Source organism: Kitasatospora sp. NPDC059817 (assembly GCF_042731835.1).
Taxonomy (GTDB): domain Bacteria; phylum Actinomycetota; class Actinomycetes; order Streptomycetales; family Streptomycetaceae; genus Kitasatospora.
Map to the genome: position 1 here is coordinate 15,443 of NZ_JBHWIR010000052.1, position 15,386 is coordinate 30,828.

Here is a 15,386-nt window from a genome sequence, read left to right on the forward strand (position 1 = left end):
CTCCGTACCCTCACCACCTACCGCCCGTGCCCGCGGGTGGCGGGGGCGGGTACCCAGCCCCCCACGCCAAACACGCCACCAACACACGGATCCCCGACCCGCCCCCCCCCCCGCTCCCCCCCCCCTCACCGGGGTCAGGTCAGGACACCGGCCCGGCCGCTCCGCCGCCTCGCCGCCGGGCCGACTCACGGCCCAGCCAGGCGACGGCGAACATCAGGGCGGCCGTCAGCCCGACGGCGAGCCCGAGATCCCGGGGAAGACTGATGTCCCCCGGGCGCTGCGGGTCGGCGCGGCCGGCCGGATCGAAACGGACCGTCACCCGGTCGCCGACCGCGAGCGCGCGCAGCCCCGTCGACAACTCGCCGCCGGGCAACGCAGTACCGTCCTCGGCCGCGAGGTCGTACATCGAGGACGGGTGCTTCCCGGCGAGACGGTCCGTCTCCCCGGTGACCCGGGCCGTCACCGTCTCGCCGGACAGCCGCAGGATCACGTCGTCCCGCGCCATGGCCACGGCCCCCGTCGCCAGGCCCGCGAGGAGAACGGCGAACAGCGCCACCCAACAGCCCACCCACCGCCCCAGCAGCCGCACCAGACCCACCACCCAGGCCACCACCAGCACCAGCCCGAGCAGCGACGCGGCGCCCCCGCCGAGGTAGGTGCCCGCGAGCACCAGCCCGAACGTCCCCACGGGGACGCCCAGGACCAGGACAGCGCTCAGCACGGTGGCCCGGCTACGGTCCCTGGTCGTACCCATGACTCTCCCCGCGTGCGTCCGATCGGGCTGGAAGAGTACGACGCGTCCCCTCGCCCCCGGACACGGGGGCTGGCCGGGCGGGAGGGGGACTTCCTCGGGGTGGAGGAAAGGCAGGCGTGGACCTTCGTCAGGCAGGCCTACATGCCGTCGGCGGTCTCGAATTCGATCCAGGCGTTCTCACAGTCACTTCGATGTCGGGATATCGACGGATGAATATGGCGAGTTCAGGCTTCGTGGTGCCTCTTACGGGTGCTGAAGGCCCGTCATGCCGTAGGCGAGGTGCGCCCCAGCCAGTCCTCCATCGTGCCTTTGCTCATACTCGCGTCGATATCGATGTCGATCATCCCGGTTCCGTCGAGGGTAAAGCCGCCACCGTTCTCGAAGAGGGAGACGATCGGTTCGAACGGGTTGGGCAACTGGAACGGGACTTTGGATGCTCCCTGGAGAGCGGCGAAGTGCAGCGCCCCTACGCAGGCCTGTTGAACGGCCGGATACTGAAGGGCGCAGCTCTTCGAGACCTGTTCGACCAGATCGGGATCGGCGCGCACTGAAGGGTCGATCAGCGCGGCCACATCGAAGAACGGCCATGCATCAGAGCCGAGCTGGTGAGCCCACAGTGCCGAGCGCCACAGGAATTCCCGCATGAGTGAGATGCGCAGGCGAGGGTCTGTGTCCAGAGGGGACCAGTCGACGTTGAGCAGTCGGTTGGCCAAAGTGTCTGCGGTGTCCATCAGTTCTTCTTCTTCGCGAGGATCAGGGCGGCGATTTCGTCAAGGTTGGACAGGTCGTCGGCCAGCGGGAAGTCGGGCTTCTCAAGACCGCGTCTGGGCCAGGCTATGAATGGGTCGGCGTGGCTCTCATGCGGTGCGACATCATGTGCGCCGTAACTGTTCTCGGTCGCCCAGTTGACCCCTTCTTCCCACCTGCCCTCTCGATACGGGATGTTGTGGGGCGGGGCCATGAGTATACTCTCGACGCCTTCGTGGGCGGCCCATCGATAGAACTTCGTGGTCTCCTCCGGGGATAGGGTTCCGGATTCCGCTTTGGTCCACATTTCGGCGATGTGGTCGAAGGGTGCGAACCGGCCCGTCATCGGTTTCCCGTCTGGGGGTACTGGTACGTCCTTGTGGACCGTCTCGAAGATGTGCTCCTTGACTCTGTTGAGGACGTTCGGGCTGATACCGGTGTTCGCGGCGATGCGATCCGTGTCGCCAGTGGTGTTGCGAATCCTTTCGTACGCTTGCGCGGCCTGTTTCGATTGCGCCCCGTCGATGTACTCCGACCCTCCGGTTCTCGGGAGATACCCGTCGGGCGCCTCGCCCGGACGGCGGCCGCCGCCTTTGGGGGCAGCCGCGGTGCCGATGGCGCCGAGGATGAGGTCGAGGGGCATGACCGGGCCGGTTTTGAAGGTGGCGTCGTAGCCGTAGGTGAGGCCGGCGCCGGTGAGCATGCGGCCGGGGAGGGTGTCGGCGGCGCCCGCGACCTTGGCGAGGCCGGCGAGGGCGACGGAGGCGTTCTCGGCGCCCTCGGCGGCGTTGGCGACGACGCGGCCGCCGGCGCCGAGGCCGCCGCCGGCGCCGCCCATCACGCCGCCGGTCTCGGCGGAGTCGACGGCTTCCTGGAGGCTGTAGCCGCCGTCGTCGAAGAACTCGACCCGGATCGGCTGGGCGACGGCGAGGTCGACGGCGATGGCCTCGACGGAGCCGAAGACGACGCCGGTGAGGATGGTGGCGGCGATGGTGGCGATGGTTTCGGAGACGGCGACGCCGAGGCCCGCGGCGGTGGCGATGATGCCTGCGGCGGCGGTGCCGGCGGCGGCTTCGGAGATGCCGGCGGTGAAGATGGCGAGGGCGGTGCCGGCGACCAGGGTCGCGCCGACGATCGCGGCCTCTTCCTTGAGCTTTTTGAGCGCTTTGTCGACCTCGTCGGCGAAGGCGCGCAGGGCCTTGGCGAGGTTGCGGCAGGCGGCGGCGACATCGGGGAGCCAGCCCTTGCCCTTGCCCCCGTAGTACTGGCCCCAGAACTTGCCGAAGGCGTCGATGGCGGGGCCGTGGTTGTTGGCGACGATGGCGGCGGCGGCCTGGTGGGTGGGCGCGGTGACGTTGTCGATGGCGGTGGCGGTGGCCATCGTGTCCCAGGCGGCGGCGACCGTGCGGAGCTCGTCCGGGTCGGCGTCGGGCCACCACAGACCGGTGACCTTGCGGACGATCTTCTCGGCCGCGGACTCACCCACGCGCCGGCTCCCTCCGCGGCGGGCGGCCGATCACGGCGTGAGGTCCTTGCGGACGTGGTTGTCGGCGTCGGTGTGGTTGTCGGCGTGGGCGTTCAGCCCGTCGTGGATGCTGGTGAGGCCTTTGACCAGGACGTCCAGCGCGGAGAGCACGTGGTCGTGCGGGCCGTTGTAGGCCTGGGCGAACTCCTTGCCCTGCTTGTCGTCGCCCCACGGGCTGCCGGCGCCGGCGAGGGTGTGCTTGAGCGTGTCGAGGGCGTCCTTGAGCGCCTTGCTCTGGGCTTCGAAGGTCGGCGCGGCCGCTTTCAGGTCCCCCGGCCGGATCTTGAACTCCGGGCCGCCGGCTTTCGGTCCGTCATCCGCCATGGCGTCATCCCCCCGTGCTGTCCGTGCGTTGAGAAGGAGCGAAGGGAGAGATGCGTGGAGGAGCGGCGGGGTTGCGGGCTACGGAGTGATCTGGGTCACGGGCTGATCCGGGTCGCGGGGTCGGAGGGGTCGTGTGGCGGTGTGGGTCTGCGTGCGGACCAGAGCAGGGTGCCGCCGATCAGGGCGTTGCAGGCGAGGAATGTCAACAGGTAGGCAGTGGAGTCGACTTCGCCGGGGAGTTTGGGGGCGACCTGGCCGGCCGGGTCGATGCGGACGGTGATGACGTCGCCGGGCTTGAACCGGGTGGAGCTCTCTTCGAGGTCGCCGCCGGGGATCTCGCCGGCCAGGTCGGTCGAGGCGAGGGCGTAGGCCCGTCCGGAGCCGTGGAGCGAGTCGGTCGTCTTCTCGTTGAGGACCACGGCCTGCACCGTCCGGCCCGAGCCGAGGATCAGGTTGGTCCAGGCGACGGAGCCCGACAGGTAGGCGACGAAGGCGACGGCGGCGATGCCTGCGCCCCAGGCGAACGCCTTGCGCTGGAACGCGGGGTTGCTGTCGGCGTCGCGCCGTAGGGCGAGGGCGAGCAGCATGACCACGGGGTAGGCGAAGCCCACGATGGTGGCGACGAACGAGTTGACGTACACGTTCAGTGCCGTGACGCCGATGAGGATGGCGGTGGAGAGGGCGATGAGGGCCAGTGTGCCGCGGAGGCGGCGGAGCCCGTCGGGCGGGGCCGAGCCGGTGGGGGTCGTCATCCGAAGGCCTTTCGGATGTTGTCCCACTGGTCGGGTGGCAGCGCGTCGGCGCTCTCGTCCCGGGGCGGGTGGAAGGAGATGCCGCGGAACGCGGTGGCCAGGAGCGGCAGCCACTCGTCCCAGTGGTCGAGGTCCTCGGTGGTGAAGACGGCGGCGACCACGTGCGGGCTCCACGGGTGCGGGATCAGCAGTTCGAGCTGGCGCACCGTGTTGACGGTGGACTCGGGCACGCCGAACACCGCGCCGGGCACCGGGACGGCCAGGTCGCGGGCGGCGAGCGCGGCGCGGCCGGTCGGCAGGTCCACCACGCCGACGTCGGCGTCCGGCCAGGCCTCGGCCAGTTGTTCGGCGATTCGGGCGGGGTAGCTGCCGGGCGCGCCGAGGTCCTGCGGGCGGACGAAGACGGTGAGCATGCCGTGGATGGGCTCGCCGTCCTCGGCCCGGACGAGGCAGCTGGAGACGTGGACCGCGCCCTCGCGCAGTTGGGTCTGCAGCGCGGTCTCGGCGGCGATCACGGCGCTGAGCTTCTGTTCGGGCCGGGCGTCGTGGAAGGCCGCGTCCAGGCCCTCCGCCGTGCGGGCCATCCGGTCGCCGAGGTCCTCGTCGAGGTCGAGGGGGGTGAAGCCTGCGGGCAGGGTGAGCCAGAGCGGCGGAATCCCGGTGGTCTCAACGGCCATAGCCGGCCGCCCATCCGCCCATGCCGAGCAGGTTGCCGACGGCGGACACGGTGCCGATGACGGCGGAGCCCTTGCCGCCGGCGGTGCCGACGCCGACGGACCCGATGACGTTGTTGCCGCCGGTGGTGTAGTTGACGGCGTCGGTGAGGCCGCCGCTCGGATTGTCCTGGCTGAGGGCGTACGCCGTCGGGACGTTGAGCCCGAAGGTGGTGGCGGCCTGGACGCCGTCGGAGACGTTCATCGCGGTGGCCTTGGAGACCCCGAGCTTGATGGCGGGCTTCTCGATCGCGGTGGTGAAGATCGGGTTGGCCGGGTCGACGGCGCGGGCGGCGGCCCGGACCTCGGTCGTACCGGCGCTCATGGCGCCGCGTACGCTCCCACCAGCGGCGCGCGCCCCCCGGGTGGCGTTCAGGCCCTTGGCCGCGACGCCCACCCCGGGGATCGCGCCGATCACGTCGCCGCCCAGCGTCAGCCAGTTGCCGATGTTCTTCTGCGGCGGCCACAGCTTGCCCTCAAGGGCGTACTTGGTCGCGTGCGTGCCTGCGGCGGCGGCGCTCAGCAGGAGGGCCGGCAGCGCGAAGGCGGGGAAGAAGATCGCCGCGACGCCGCAGAGGCCGGCGGCGACGGTGAGCATGTCGGCGCCGTGGTTCTTGAGCCAGTTGCCGACCTTGCTGAGCCAGCCGGGCTCCGGCGGCGCCTTGCTGTCGGCGGCCTTGCGGATGGCGGCTGCGGTCTTGTGGGCGTCGGACTTGTGGCCCCCGGCGAGTTCGTGGGCCTGCTTCTGGAGCTCGGTGAGGTCGTTGGCGGCGCTGCCGACGAGTGCGGCGGCCGCGTCCAGGTGGTCCTTCGCCTTGGCGTAGCGCTGTTCGGCGGCGGCGAGGCCGGCGTCGTCGGGGAAGGTCTGGCCGGCGAGCTTGAGGTCGGGGGCGGCGGCCGCGGCGGTGTGCGCCTGTTCGGCCTGCTCCTTCTGCTGCTTGGCGGCGACCGCGGCGCGGGCCAACTCGGCGGCCTTGGGCTGGTGTTCGGTCAGTGCCGTGTACCAGACGTCGAGGGCCTGGTAGGCGGCGGTGATCGAGTCGGCGGCGTCCTGGAGGTACGTGGGGAGCTTGCCGAACTGGCCGGCGAAGGCCTTGGCGGCCTCGCCGGTCCACTGGCCCTGGTTGGCGGAGAGCTGCGAGAGCGTGGTGTGGACGTCGGTCAGGTGCTGGCCCACCCGGCGCAGGCTGCCGCTGAGGCCGGTGACCGCGGCGGTGTCGCCGGGGGTCGGGTTGAAGCCGAGGCCGGACCAGTCCGGCGTGGGGGCGGTCACGACCGCCCCTGGGGTGTGAGGGCCTTGGTGGTGTCCTGTTCGGTGCTGTCGTAGCCCTGTTGCACCTGCTCCAGGCCGTCGTCAAGGATCTTGACGCACTCGCGGACCTTCTTCAGCCCGTACTCCCACGTGCCCTGGAAGTGTCCGCAGGCCTCGTCGAGGAAGTCGTAGCCCAGTCCGCTGCGACTCGCTTCCTTGAGCGCCTTGAGTCCTTGGTCGAGTTCGTCGCCGCAGCCTTTGAGGTCCTTGGCCAGCTTGGCGAGGAACTCGGTGCTGACCGTGAAGTCGGCCACTGCTCCCCCGATGTGTCGATGGCGTGACCGGCCGAGCATAGCCGCAGTCGGTGCGCGGGCGATCTGTTGTGACGGGTGCTTCACGTTGCGGTGACGGGATCTTGACGATGCGCCAGCGCGCGGCGGCGTCGGCGGCGGCCGGGAGGCGGCCGGGCGGCGTCGGGGTCAGCGGCGCCAGAAGCCGCGCTTCTTCGGGGCGACGAGCTTCGCCACCGCGGCGACGAACAGTTCGGCGACGGGGGAGGGGCCCTCGCCGTGGTTGAGGTGGCCTTCGGACGACCACTCGCCGAGGACGGTGCCGGGGCTGCCGTCGAAGGGGTTGAGCGCGTGCTCCAGGGTCACGTAGCGGACGGTCTTGGCGCCCTGGGGGTGGACGGCGGCGACGAAGTGGGCCTCGGTGGCGCCGGTCGGGGTGGGGAGGGTGACGAGCAGCAGGGGGTGGCCGTCGGCCCGCAGGTGCCGGCAGTCCAGGCCGTGGCTGGGCAGCCGGTCCTCGGGCGGGAGGGTCTGGCCGAGGTCGTCCCAGATGCCGGTGAGGACGGGCAGGAGGCTGCCGCCGGCGTCCGGGACGGTCAGCCGAGGGCCGAATTCGAGGACCTGGCGGGCGAGCTCGCGGTGGACGAAGCGGTAGTGGTGGGGCCGTGGGTCGCTCATGGGGCCCACGGTAGCGAACCGCTCGGAGCGGGCGGTCGGCACATCCGACTTCCCGCTCCGAAAGGGCAGTTGACCAGCACCGTGGGCCGGGGTGGCGGCCCGTCAGTGACTGTTCTTGAGGTTGAGCACGACCACTCCGACGATCACCAGGGCGATCCCCAGCCACTGGAGGCGTCCCAGCGATTCGCCGAAGGCGACCACGCCTATTCCGGCGACCGCCGCCGTCCCGGCCCCCGACCAGACGGCGTAGGCGACCGAGACCGGGATGTGCTTGAGCGCGCGCCCGAGCAGCACGAAGGACAGCACGTAGCCGACCGCCACCCCCAGGCTCGGCCAGAGGCGGGTGAACCCCTCGGTGAGCTTGAGGCAGCTGGTCGCGCAGACCTCGCTCAGGATGGCGAGGGAGAGCAGGAGATAGGGCATGCCGGTCAAACGGCCCGGGCAGTGCCGAGCTTCCCCAGCAGGGCGAGGTCGGCCTGTTCCAGGCTGGCGAGCAGGGTGATCCGGCCGCCGTCGGGCATCGGCGTCGCGGTGGACGGCACGGCGAGCACGGCGCAGCCGGCCGCGGCGGCGGAGGCGACTCCGGTCGGGGTGTCCTCGACGGCGACGCAGGTGGCCGGGTCCAGGCCGAGCCGTTCGGCGGCGGCGAGGTACGGGTCCGGTGCGGGCTTGGTGCGCGGGGTGTCCTCGGCGGCCAGGGTGACGGCGAACCAGTCCCGGCCGATGGCGGCGAGGACCAGGTCGACCACCCGGCGCGGGGAGGCGGAGACCAGGGCGGTGGGCACCTGCGCGTCCCGCAGGGAGGCCAGCAGGGCGAGCGCGCCGGGGCGCGGGACGGTCTCGGCGGCGACCTTGGCGGCGAAGGACTCGCCGAGCCGGGCGGCGAGTTCGGCCTCGGTGAGGGTGGTGCCGCTGACCTTGTGCAGGTGGGCGGCGGTGTGCTCGACGGCCTGGCCGAGCACTTCGGGGGCGTCCTGGTCGGTGAGCGCGTGGTGGAGTTCGTCGGCGAGTTCGGTGGCGGCCTGCCACCAGAGCTGCTCGGTGTCGACCAGGGTGCCGTCCATGTCGAACAGGACGGCGGCGGGGCGGGGGGCCTCGGGCGCCGGGGCGCCGGGGGCCAGGGGGTCGGGCGTCACGGAGGATTCGGGCGTCACGGAGGATTCGGGCGTCAGGGCGGAGTCGGGCGTCAGGGCTTCAGGCATGGCGGTACCTTCGGTGGTTCATCAGATGGTGCTACGCAGATGGGGTTCGAGGCTCTCAGACGGTGCGGCGGTCCACCAGCACCGGACGCTCCGGCAGCAGGAGCTCGGCGCGCGAGCCGGCCGGCAGCGCGGCGGCGGCCTCGGTCGGCAGGTCGGCCTTGACCTCGGTGCCGTCGTCGAGGCGGACGGTGAGCCGGGTGACGGCGCCCAGGAAGGACGCGGTGATCACCAGGGCCGGGCCGGCCTCGGACGGGGTCAGGGTGACGTCCTCCGGGCGGACCAGCACCTGGAGCTCGCCGTCGGCGGGCAGGTCGCCGTCCACCGCGTGCCGGCGGCCGAGCACCTCGACGCCGTTGGACGTGCGGGTGCACGGGATGCGGCTCATGGTGCCGACGAACTCGGCGACGAACGCGGTGGCCGGGCGGCCGTACAACTCGGACGGGGTGGCGCACTGCTCCAGCCGGCCCGCGCGCAGCACCGCGACCCGGTCGGCCATCGACAGCGCCTCCTCCTGGTCGTGGGTGACGAACAGGGTCGTGATCCCCAGTTCCTGCTGGAGCCGGCGGATCTCCTCGCGCAGCTGGAGGCGGACCTTGGCGTCCAGCGCGGACAGCGGCTCGTCGAGCAGCAGCACGCGCGGCTGCAGGGCGAGCGCCCGGGCGAGCGCGATGCGCTGCTGCTGGCCGCCGGACATCTGGTGCGGGTAGTGCTCGGCGCGGTGCGGCAGGCCGACCAGCTCCAGCAGCTCCTGGGCGCGCTTGCGGCGCTCGGCCTTGCCGGCGCCGCGCATCCGCAGCCCGAAGGCGACGTTGTCCAGCGCGCTCAGGTGCGGGAAGAGGCTGTACGACTGGAACACCATGCCCGCGTCGCGCTTGTGGGCGGGGATCGCGGTGATGTCCTGCCCGTCGACCAGGACCTCGCCGGAGTCGTGCTGTTCGAAGCCGGCCAGGATGCGCAGCGCGGTGGTCTTGCCGCAGCCGGACGGGCCGAGCAGGGCGAGCAGTTCGCCCGGGTGGACGGTCAGGTCCAGGCCGTCGAGGGCGGTGGTGGCGCCGAACGAGCGGCGCAGCGAGCGGAACTCGACGGTGGCGCCGCCGGGGGCGAGCGCGGCACCGGCGACGGGGGCGGAAACCGTGGTCATGGCTGGTGACTCCTGGAAAGCGTGGGGTGGTTCAGGACCGTGCGGCCAGGGCGCGGGACGGCCGCGCGGCGGGGTGTCTCAGGCCCGCGCGCCCTTGCGGCCGCGGCCGACGGCGGACATCAGCAGCAGGACGAGCCAGACGATCAGCAGGCTGAGCATCGAGACGGCGACGGACATCTGGCCGTCGCTCTTGCCGTTGGAGTTGATCCACACCGAGAAGGGGGCGAAGCCGAGGATGGAGGCGGTGGTGAACTCGCCGAGCACCAGGGCAACGGTGAGGACGGCCGCGTTCAGCAGCGCGCTGCGAAGGTTCGGCAGGACGACGGTGAACACCGCGCGCAGCCAGCCGGCCCCGCAGTTGCGGGCGGCCTCGACCAGGGTGGCGACGTCCACGCCGCGCAGCCCGGCGTCCAGCGCCCGGTAGGCGAACGGCAGCGCCATCAGCACGTAGGCGATGACCAGGACGATCGGGAACTTCGGGTCCTGGATGGCCACGATGGTCTGGAACAGCGGGGTGTCCTGGAGGTAGTCCGGGCCCCAGCGCAGCACGCCGATGATGCCGGTGGTGAGCGCGACCACGGGGACGACCAGCGGCATCGAGCACATCACCTCGATCACCGGGCGCAGCTTCGGCGCACCGAGCCGGGCGGCGAGCATCGCCGGGACGAGCAGGAGCAGCAGCACCGCCACCGTGACGCCGGCCAGCTCCAGGCTCAGCACCAGGCTGTCCAGGAAGCCGGGCGCGTTCAGCAGCTCGGTGTAGGCCCGGAAGGTGGTGCCGCCCTTGTTGTCGTCGACGCTGAAGATCACCGAGGAGGCCAGCGGTACGGCGAAGTAGACGCCGCAGAGCAGCAGGACGAGGCCGCGGCCGAAACGGATGCGATTGATCAGGCGAGCCACTTGGCACTCCGGCGCTGAAGGGGCAGGTACACGGCCATCACCAGGCAGGCGACCACGATCATGTCGAGGCCGAGGGCGAGGGCGAGGTTGCCCTGGCCGACCAGGACGTTGCCGGACAGCGCGTCGCCGATCTGCATCGAGATCAGCGGCACCGAACTGCCCACCATGGCCTCGGCGGTGGCGTACGCGGCGAAGGAGGCGCCGAACAGCAGCACGAAGCCGCCGAGCAGCGAGGGCACCAGGACCGGCAGGGCCACGTGCCGCCAGTACTGCACGACGGTGGCGCCGTTGTTGTACGCGGCCTCGCGCCACTGGGTGCGCAGGCCCTCCAGGGCCGGGGTGATGGTGATGACCATCAGCGGCACCAGGAAGTACAGGTAGACCACGGAGAGGCCGGTGAAGGTGTAGAGGTTCCAGCCGTGGCTGGTGAGGCCGAACTTCTTGGTGACCTCGCCGGCGTTGCCGAGGGTGGCGACGAACATGAAGGCGAGCGGCACACCGCCGAAGTTGGCGAGCACGCCGGAGGCGGAGAGCACCGCCTCGCGGAACACCCGGAACCGGGAGGTGGCCACGGCCTGGGCCAGCGGCAGGCCGACCACGGTGGCGATCAGCGCGGTCAGCAGGGAGAGCTTGACGCTGCCCCACAGGGCGGTCCAGTAGGCGCCCTGCAGCGAGCCGGTGAGGTTGTCGGTGGTGAAGGTGCCGCCGCCGTCGGGGGCGTCGGGCGAGGTGGTGAACGCGCCGATGGCGATCGCGACGGCGGGCAGGCCGAAGCCGACCAGGAAGAACAGGAGCAGGGGGAGGGCGGCCAGCCAGGCGCGGCCGCGGCCGGCCCGGGGCTTGCCGGGGCGGGGGGCCCTGGCGGTCTTGGCGGTCTCGGCGCTCTTGGCCGCGGTGTCGGTGGCCTTGGCCGTTGTGGCGTCGGCGGTGGCGGGGGTGGTTGCTGCGGGGCCGGGGGCGCCCCCCCCCCCCCCGGCGGGGGGGGGGGGGGGGGGGGCGGGGGGGCGGGGGGCGCCCCCGCCGCTCTGGGCGGCGGAGGCGGGGGCCGGCACCGGGGTGGGAGCCGTGGTCATCGTCAGGTCAGCCCGCGATCGCCTTGGCCCAGTTCTCGGTCACGGTCTTCTTGGCCGTGTCCGTCTGCTCCTGGGTCGGGAAGGTGGTGAAGGGCTTCTCGACCGGCGGGAGCTTGGCGGCGCCCGCGGCGTCCAGGGTGCCGGCCGTCTTCATGGCGTCGAACAGGGCCGGGGTGGCGTAGCCGCCCAGGAAGCCGTTCTGGCCCTCGGCGCTGTACAGGTACTCCTCCCACAGGCGGGCGGCGGCCGGGTGCGGCGCGTCCTTGTTGATCGCCTGGTTGTAGTACTGCGCGTAGGAGCCGTCCGAGGGGATGGTCACCTGCCAGTCGATGCCCTTGCTCCTGAACTTGTCGGCGTAGCCGGCGTTCAGGTACGACCAGTCGATGCTGATCGGGGTCTCGCCCTTCTCGATGGTCGCCGGGGTGACCTCGACCGGGTTGAAGTTGCCGGCCTGCTTGACCTTGGCGAAGAAGTCGATGCCGGGCTGGATGTTGTCCAGCGAGCCGCCGTTGGCGAGCGCGGCCGCGTAGACGGCGCCGAACGCGGCACCGGCCTTGGTCGGGTTGCCGTTCAGGGCGACCATGCCCTTGTACTCGGGCTTCAGCAGGTCGGCGAAGGTCTTCGGGCAGGCGGACACCTTCTTGGCGTCGCACGCGATCGACATGTAGCCGCCGTAGTCGTTGTAGTGCAGGCCGTCGGCGTTCTTCATGGTGGCCGGGATCTTGTCGAAGTCGGTGACCTTGTACGGGGCCAGCAGGCCCTGCTTGGCGGCGCTGAGCGCGAAGGCCGAGCCGAGGTCGACGACGTCGGGGGCGCGGTCCTGGCCCTTGCGGGAGGTGATCGCGTTGATCTCGTCCTGGCTGGCGCCGTCGGGGTTCTCGTCCTCGATCTCGATGCCGTACTTCGCCTTGAAGTCGTCCATCAGCTTGCCGTAGTTCGCCCAGTCGCGCGGCAGCGTGATGGCGTGCAGCTTCCCCTCCTTCTTGGCGGCGGCGATCAGGCCGTCCATCCCGCCGAAGTCGGCGACCGAGGTGGCGGTCTTGGCGCTCTTGCCGCCCGCGGCGTCGCCGGACTTCGCGGTGGAGGAGCCGGCGGAGCCGCAGGCGGTGAGGGACAGCGCGGCGGCGGTCAGGACCGCTGCGAAGGCGGCGGAACGGGCGCGGTGCACGGACACGGGTCAGTCTCCTGATCGGGTGTACTGCAAGGGGGTGAGCTGCGGTGGGGTTGTCTGATCGGGGGATCGTGCGAGTGGCCGTTCGGAGCCGTTCTGAGGTGCCCGGTGCCGTTCGGAGCCGCCCGGAGCCGTTCGAGGCCGTCCGAGTTGACTAGCCAACTTCGCTGACGGACGTAAGTACGCCGGAGTCCGATGACGGGAAGGTGAACGGACGGCCCAGAACCGGGGTCGGCTGCGGGAACGGTCGAATCCGGCCATCGGAGCGTGATCCGTTCGGTGCGATGCTTCAAAGGCGCAGCGGGATAAGGTCGGGCTGTCCGTGCCGGTACGGCTGCGCAGGACACCGCCCCAGGAGGGACATTGACTGACGTGGCACTTGAGCCCGGGCGCCCCGCCGAGCGCGCTCCCGGCGCCCTGTACCGGAAGGTCGCCGCCGACCTGCGCGAGGCCATCACCACCGGCGCGTACGGCGAGGCCGGCCGGCTTCCCGCCGAGGGCGCGCTCGCCGAGCAGTACGGCGTCTCCCGCGGCACCGTCCGCCAGGCGCTCGCCGTCCTGCGCTCCGACGGGCTGGTCACCTCCCGCCGCGGCACCCGGCGCGTCGTGCTCGGGGGCGCCCGGGTGCAGAGCTTCTCCGAACTGCTCAGCTTCACGCACTGGGCGTACTCGATGGGCGAGGAGCCCGGCGGCATCCTGGACTCGCTGGTCCGCCGCCCCGCCGACACCGCCGAACGCGAGCAACTGCGCCTGGAGCCGGGCGCCGAGGTGTATGTGACCGTCCGGCTGCGCACCCTCTCCGGCACGCCCGTGATGGTCGAGCGGACGATCTACCCGCCGCGGGTCGGCGAGATCGTCGCCGAGCTGCCGGCGGACGTCGTCTCGCACACCGAAGTCCTGCGCGAGCACGGCATCCTGTTCACCGACGCCGACCACACCATCGACATCGTGGCCGCCAACGCCGAGGACGCCCGGCTCCTCGGCTGCCGCCGCGGCGGCCCGCTGCTGCGCGAACGGCGGCGCACGACGGACCCGACCGGCACTCCGGTGGAGTGGTCCCAGGACCGCTACCTGCCCGGGACGGTGGCGTTCAGCATCCACAACTCGCTGGCCGCGTCGGCGCTTTCGCGGCACGCCCGGGAGGGTGACTGAGCCCGGGGCGGAGCCCGGTCCGCCTCCCGGGCGTGCCGGCCGGCGCCATCAGCGCATGAGCGCGGCGAGCAGCGGGCGGTAGTGCTCGAATCCGGGTGTCGGCGCCCCGGCCGTCTTCGCCTGCTCGTCCCAGCGGCGGACGGCCACCGCGTCGGCGGCGCCCGGGAGTTCGACGAACGCGGCGGCCTGCCGCTCGTCCATCGGGCCGCCCTGGACGGTGAGGGTGTACTCCGAGGCCTCGGACAGCCGCTGCCGGTAGTCCGGTTCCACTGCGCACAGGTAGCGCTTGGCGGCCACGTGCAGCCGGACCGGCTCGGTCACCTCCGGGCCGAACCACCGCGCCAGCCAGTCGGCGCCGGTGTCGCTGTGCCGGTTGTCCTGACCCTCCATCAAATTCCTTCCGTGTAGCGCCCCGTGGAAGTGACCGACGTCGTGCAGCAGTGCGGCGGCGACGAGGTGGTCCGGCGCCCCGGCCGCCTCGGCGGCAGCGGCGGCCTGGAGCATGTGCTCGGCCATGGTGACCTCCTCGCCCAGGTACTCCCCGGCGCCCTCGCCCGCGAACAGCCCGGCGATCGCGTCCAGCGCGGCGGCGCGCCGGTGCAGCACGGCGAGGGTGCTGCCCAGCGTGTCCAGGTCGGCGTAGCAGCCCTGGAGGTGGCGGTGGCCGTCCTGCTGGAAGGCCGTACGGGCGTGCAGCAGCCGGGTGTTGTCGAAGACCAGGCAGTCGCCGCGGTCGAGGCGGAAGGCGAGCTGGAGCCCGGGGCGCAGGGTGATCGCGGCGAAGCGGCGGTACGCGGCGTAGAAGGCCGTCAGTTCGGCGGAGCTCCCGCGCAGGGTGCCGATCGAGCGGTTGTTGAACCGCACCTCGCGGATCCGGCCGAGGGCGTCCACCTCGATCAGCGGGCGGTCGGCGCGCAGTTCGGTGCGGCGGTCGCGGAAGACGAACGGGACGGGCGTGCGGGTGAGCGTCTCGAAGTCCGCCGGCGCCTCCTCCCGGAGGAGCGCCGCCGCCCGGAACCCGTCCACCAGGCCGGAGTCGCCGCCGGTCGCGGAGTTCTCCAGGCAGTGCAGGAGCTGGAGCGTCGGCACCGGGTCCCGGTACGGGTTGTCGGTGTGCGGTGCGATCGCGACGCTGGTGAACGCCAGGTTGTTCGGATCCGGCTCGACCCGGACGTCGAACAGCTCCCCGTAGTTGGTGACCCGGACGTAGCCGAAGCTCTCGGCCACGGTGAGCACCTGCCGTTCCACCGCCGGCACCCCGCGCAGCACCGCGAAGCCGCTGCGGCGCACGGCGGTGAGGACGGCGGCCTGCTCGGCGGGGTCGGCCAGGTACGCCTCCCACCGCGCCTCGGGGATCCCGTGTGCGAAGTCCGCCGCCACCCAGAGCCGCTTGTCCTCCTCCGTCCGCCCGTCGCCGTCCCGCTCGGCGCCGAGCCACTCCAGCGGGTACCGCGAGCGGTGCCCGTCCGACCAGAGCACCTCCAGGCCCCCGTCGGTCTCCGTGCTCGCGGCGACCGCCAGGTCCTGCGGCAGGTCGTCGATCTGGAACAGCTTCTGCCCGTTCCTGGGGTCCCGGCACTCGGCGCACGGGCAGTTGTCGCGCAGCCAGTACGGCGGCAGCTCGGTCACGGTGGTCTCCTCCTCGGCGGCATCCCGGGTGAAGTTGTATAGCCAACTTCACCCCTGGCCGGAGCCTGCCTGCCCCCGGTGAG

Annotated in this window: 17 protein-coding genes; 1 reads left to right on the top strand and 16 read right to left on the bottom strand. The window is 71.9% G+C overall.

Features of this window, described 5'->3' with window-relative positions; genetic code table 11:
• Positions 1–139: 139 nt before the first annotated feature.
• From ACFV61_RS13885 to ACFV61_RS13955, 15 genes are all read right to left on the bottom strand, one after another.
• Positions 140–754 carry a hypothetical protein gene (locus ACFV61_RS13885; protein WP_380491787.1) on the bottom strand — a complete coding sequence of 205 codons (615 nt, stop codon included), beginning with the start codon at positions 752–754 and terminating at the stop codon, positions 140–142.
• A gap of 263 nt (positions 755–1,017) precedes the next feature.
• Positions 1,018–1,485: a hypothetical protein gene (locus ACFV61_RS13890; RefSeq protein WP_380491788.1), complete on the bottom strand. Its 468-nt coding sequence runs from the start codon at positions 1,483–1,485 to the stop codon at positions 1,018–1,020.
• Positions 1,485–2,987 (bottom strand): hypothetical protein, encoded by a 1,503-nt coding sequence (locus ACFV61_RS13895; protein ID WP_380491790.1) that lies wholly within the window; start codon positions 2,985–2,987, stop codon positions 1,485–1,487. The genes ACFV61_RS13890 and ACFV61_RS13895 overlap by 1 nt, the downstream gene beginning before the upstream one ends.
• A gap of 30 nt (positions 2,988–3,017) precedes the next feature.
• Positions 3,018–3,350, bottom strand: a complete 333-nt coding sequence (locus ACFV61_RS13900; RefSeq protein ID WP_380378101.1) for a WXG100 family type VII secretion target — start codon at positions 3,348–3,350, stop codon at positions 3,018–3,020.
• A gap of 95 nt (positions 3,351–3,445) precedes the next feature.
• The gene (locus ACFV61_RS13905; protein ID WP_380491792.1) at positions 3,446–4,102 is read right to left on the bottom strand and encodes a hypothetical protein; all 657 of its coding nucleotides are present in this window, start codon (positions 4,100–4,102) and stop codon (positions 3,446–3,448) included.
• The gene (locus ACFV61_RS13910) at positions 4,099–4,779 is read right to left on the bottom strand and encodes a hypothetical protein (RefSeq protein WP_380491794.1); all 681 of its coding nucleotides are present in this window, start codon (positions 4,777–4,779) and stop codon (positions 4,099–4,101) included. Before ACFV61_RS13910 ends, ACFV61_RS13905 begins: the two co-directional genes overlap by 4 nt.
• On the bottom strand, positions 4,769–6,088 hold the full coding sequence (locus tag ACFV61_RS13915) for a putative T7SS-secreted protein (RefSeq protein ID WP_380424239.1): 1,320 nt from the start codon (positions 6,086–6,088) through the stop codon (positions 4,769–4,771). Before ACFV61_RS13915 ends, ACFV61_RS13910 begins: the two co-directional genes overlap by 11 nt.
• Positions 6,085–6,381, bottom strand: a complete 297-nt coding sequence (locus ACFV61_RS13920) for a hypothetical protein (protein WP_063349556.1) — start codon at positions 6,379–6,381, stop codon at positions 6,085–6,087. Before ACFV61_RS13920 ends, ACFV61_RS13915 begins: the two co-directional genes overlap by 4 nt.
• A 165-nt stretch (positions 6,382–6,546) precedes the next feature.
• The gene (locus ACFV61_RS13925) at positions 6,547–7,035 is read right to left on the bottom strand and encodes a hypothetical protein (RefSeq protein WP_380378109.1); all 489 of its coding nucleotides are present in this window, start codon (positions 7,033–7,035) and stop codon (positions 6,547–6,549) included.
• A gap of 102 nt (positions 7,036–7,137) precedes the next feature.
• The gene (locus tag ACFV61_RS13930) at positions 7,138–7,458 is read right to left on the bottom strand and encodes a multidrug efflux SMR transporter (RefSeq protein ID WP_063349558.1); all 321 of its coding nucleotides are present in this window, start codon (positions 7,456–7,458) and stop codon (positions 7,138–7,140) included.
• 5 nt (positions 7,459–7,463) lie between these two features.
• Positions 7,464–8,237: an HAD family hydrolase gene (locus tag ACFV61_RS13935; RefSeq protein ID WP_380491796.1), complete on the bottom strand. Its 774-nt coding sequence runs from the start codon at positions 8,235–8,237 to the stop codon at positions 7,464–7,466.
• A 55-nt stretch (positions 8,238–8,292) separates the two neighbouring features.
• Positions 8,293–9,378 (bottom strand): ABC transporter ATP-binding protein, encoded by a 1,086-nt coding sequence (locus ACFV61_RS13940; RefSeq protein WP_380491797.1) that lies wholly within the window; start codon positions 9,376–9,378, stop codon positions 8,293–8,295.
• Positions 9,379–9,456: 78 nt separating this feature from the next.
• Positions 9,457–10,266: an ABC transporter permease subunit gene (locus tag ACFV61_RS13945; RefSeq protein WP_063351452.1), complete on the bottom strand. Its 810-nt coding sequence runs from the start codon at positions 10,264–10,266 to the stop codon at positions 9,457–9,459.
• On the bottom strand, positions 10,266–11,351 hold the full coding sequence (locus ACFV61_RS13950; protein ID WP_380491799.1) for an ABC transporter permease: 1,086 nt from the start codon (positions 11,349–11,351) through the stop codon (positions 10,266–10,268). Before ACFV61_RS13950 ends, ACFV61_RS13945 begins: the two co-directional genes overlap by 1 nt.
• Positions 11,352–11,358: 7 nt before the next feature.
• The gene (locus tag ACFV61_RS13955) at positions 11,359–12,525 is read right to left on the bottom strand and encodes an ABC transporter substrate-binding protein (RefSeq protein WP_063349561.1); all 1,167 of its coding nucleotides are present in this window, start codon (positions 12,523–12,525) and stop codon (positions 11,359–11,361) included.
• A 369-nt stretch (positions 12,526–12,894) separates the two neighbouring features.
• Between ACFV61_RS13955 and ACFV61_RS13960 the strand changes: the two genes are divergently transcribed.
• Entirely contained in the window at positions 12,895–13,674 is a 780-nt protein-coding gene (locus tag ACFV61_RS13960) for a GntR family transcriptional regulator (RefSeq protein WP_063349562.1), read from the top strand.
• Between the two features lie 48 nt (positions 13,675–13,722).
• Here the strand turns inward: ACFV61_RS13960 and ACFV61_RS13965 are convergent, their stop codons facing one another.
• Positions 13,723–15,303, bottom strand: coding sequence for a phosphonate degradation HD-domain oxygenase (locus tag ACFV61_RS13965; protein ID WP_380491801.1), 1,581 nt, complete (start codon positions 15,301–15,303; stop codon positions 13,723–13,725).
• Positions 15,304–15,386: the final 83 nt, after the last annotated feature.

Coding starts and splice junctions, on each gene's coding strand:
- ACFV61_RS13885 (WP_380491787.1), bottom strand. CDS start 754: ATGGGTACGACCAGGGACCGTAGCCGGGCCACCGTGCTGAGCGCTGTC.
- ACFV61_RS13890 (WP_380491788.1), bottom strand. CDS start 1,485: ATGGACACCGCAGACACTTTGGCCAACCGACTGCTCAACGTCGACTGG.
- ACFV61_RS13900 (WP_380378101.1), bottom strand. CDS start 3,350: ATGGCGGATGACGGACCGAAAGCCGGCGGCCCGGAGTTCAAGATCCGG.
- ACFV61_RS13905 (WP_380491792.1), bottom strand. CDS start 4,102: ATGACGACCCCCACCGGCTCGGCCCCGCCCGACGGGCTCCGCCGCCTC.
- ACFV61_RS13910 (WP_380491794.1), bottom strand. CDS start 4,779: ATGGCCGTTGAGACCACCGGGATTCCGCCGCTCTGGCTCACCCTGCCC.
- ACFV61_RS13925 (WP_380378109.1), bottom strand. CDS start 7,035: ATGAGCGACCCACGGCCCCACCACTACCGCTTCGTCCACCGCGAGCTC.
- ACFV61_RS13930 (WP_063349558.1), bottom strand. CDS start 7,458: ATGCCCTATCTCCTGCTCTCCCTCGCCATCCTGAGCGAGGTCTGCGCG.
- ACFV61_RS13935 (WP_380491796.1), bottom strand. CDS start 8,237: ATGCCTGAAGCCCTGACGCCCGACTCCGCCCTGACGCCCGAATCCTCC.
- ACFV61_RS13940 (WP_380491797.1), bottom strand. CDS start 9,378: ATGACCACGGTTTCCGCCCCCGTCGCCGGTGCCGCGCTCGCCCCCGGC.
- ACFV61_RS13950 (WP_380491799.1), bottom strand. CDS start 11,351: ATGACCACGGCTCCCACCCCGGTGCCGGCCCCCGCCTCCGCCGCCCAG.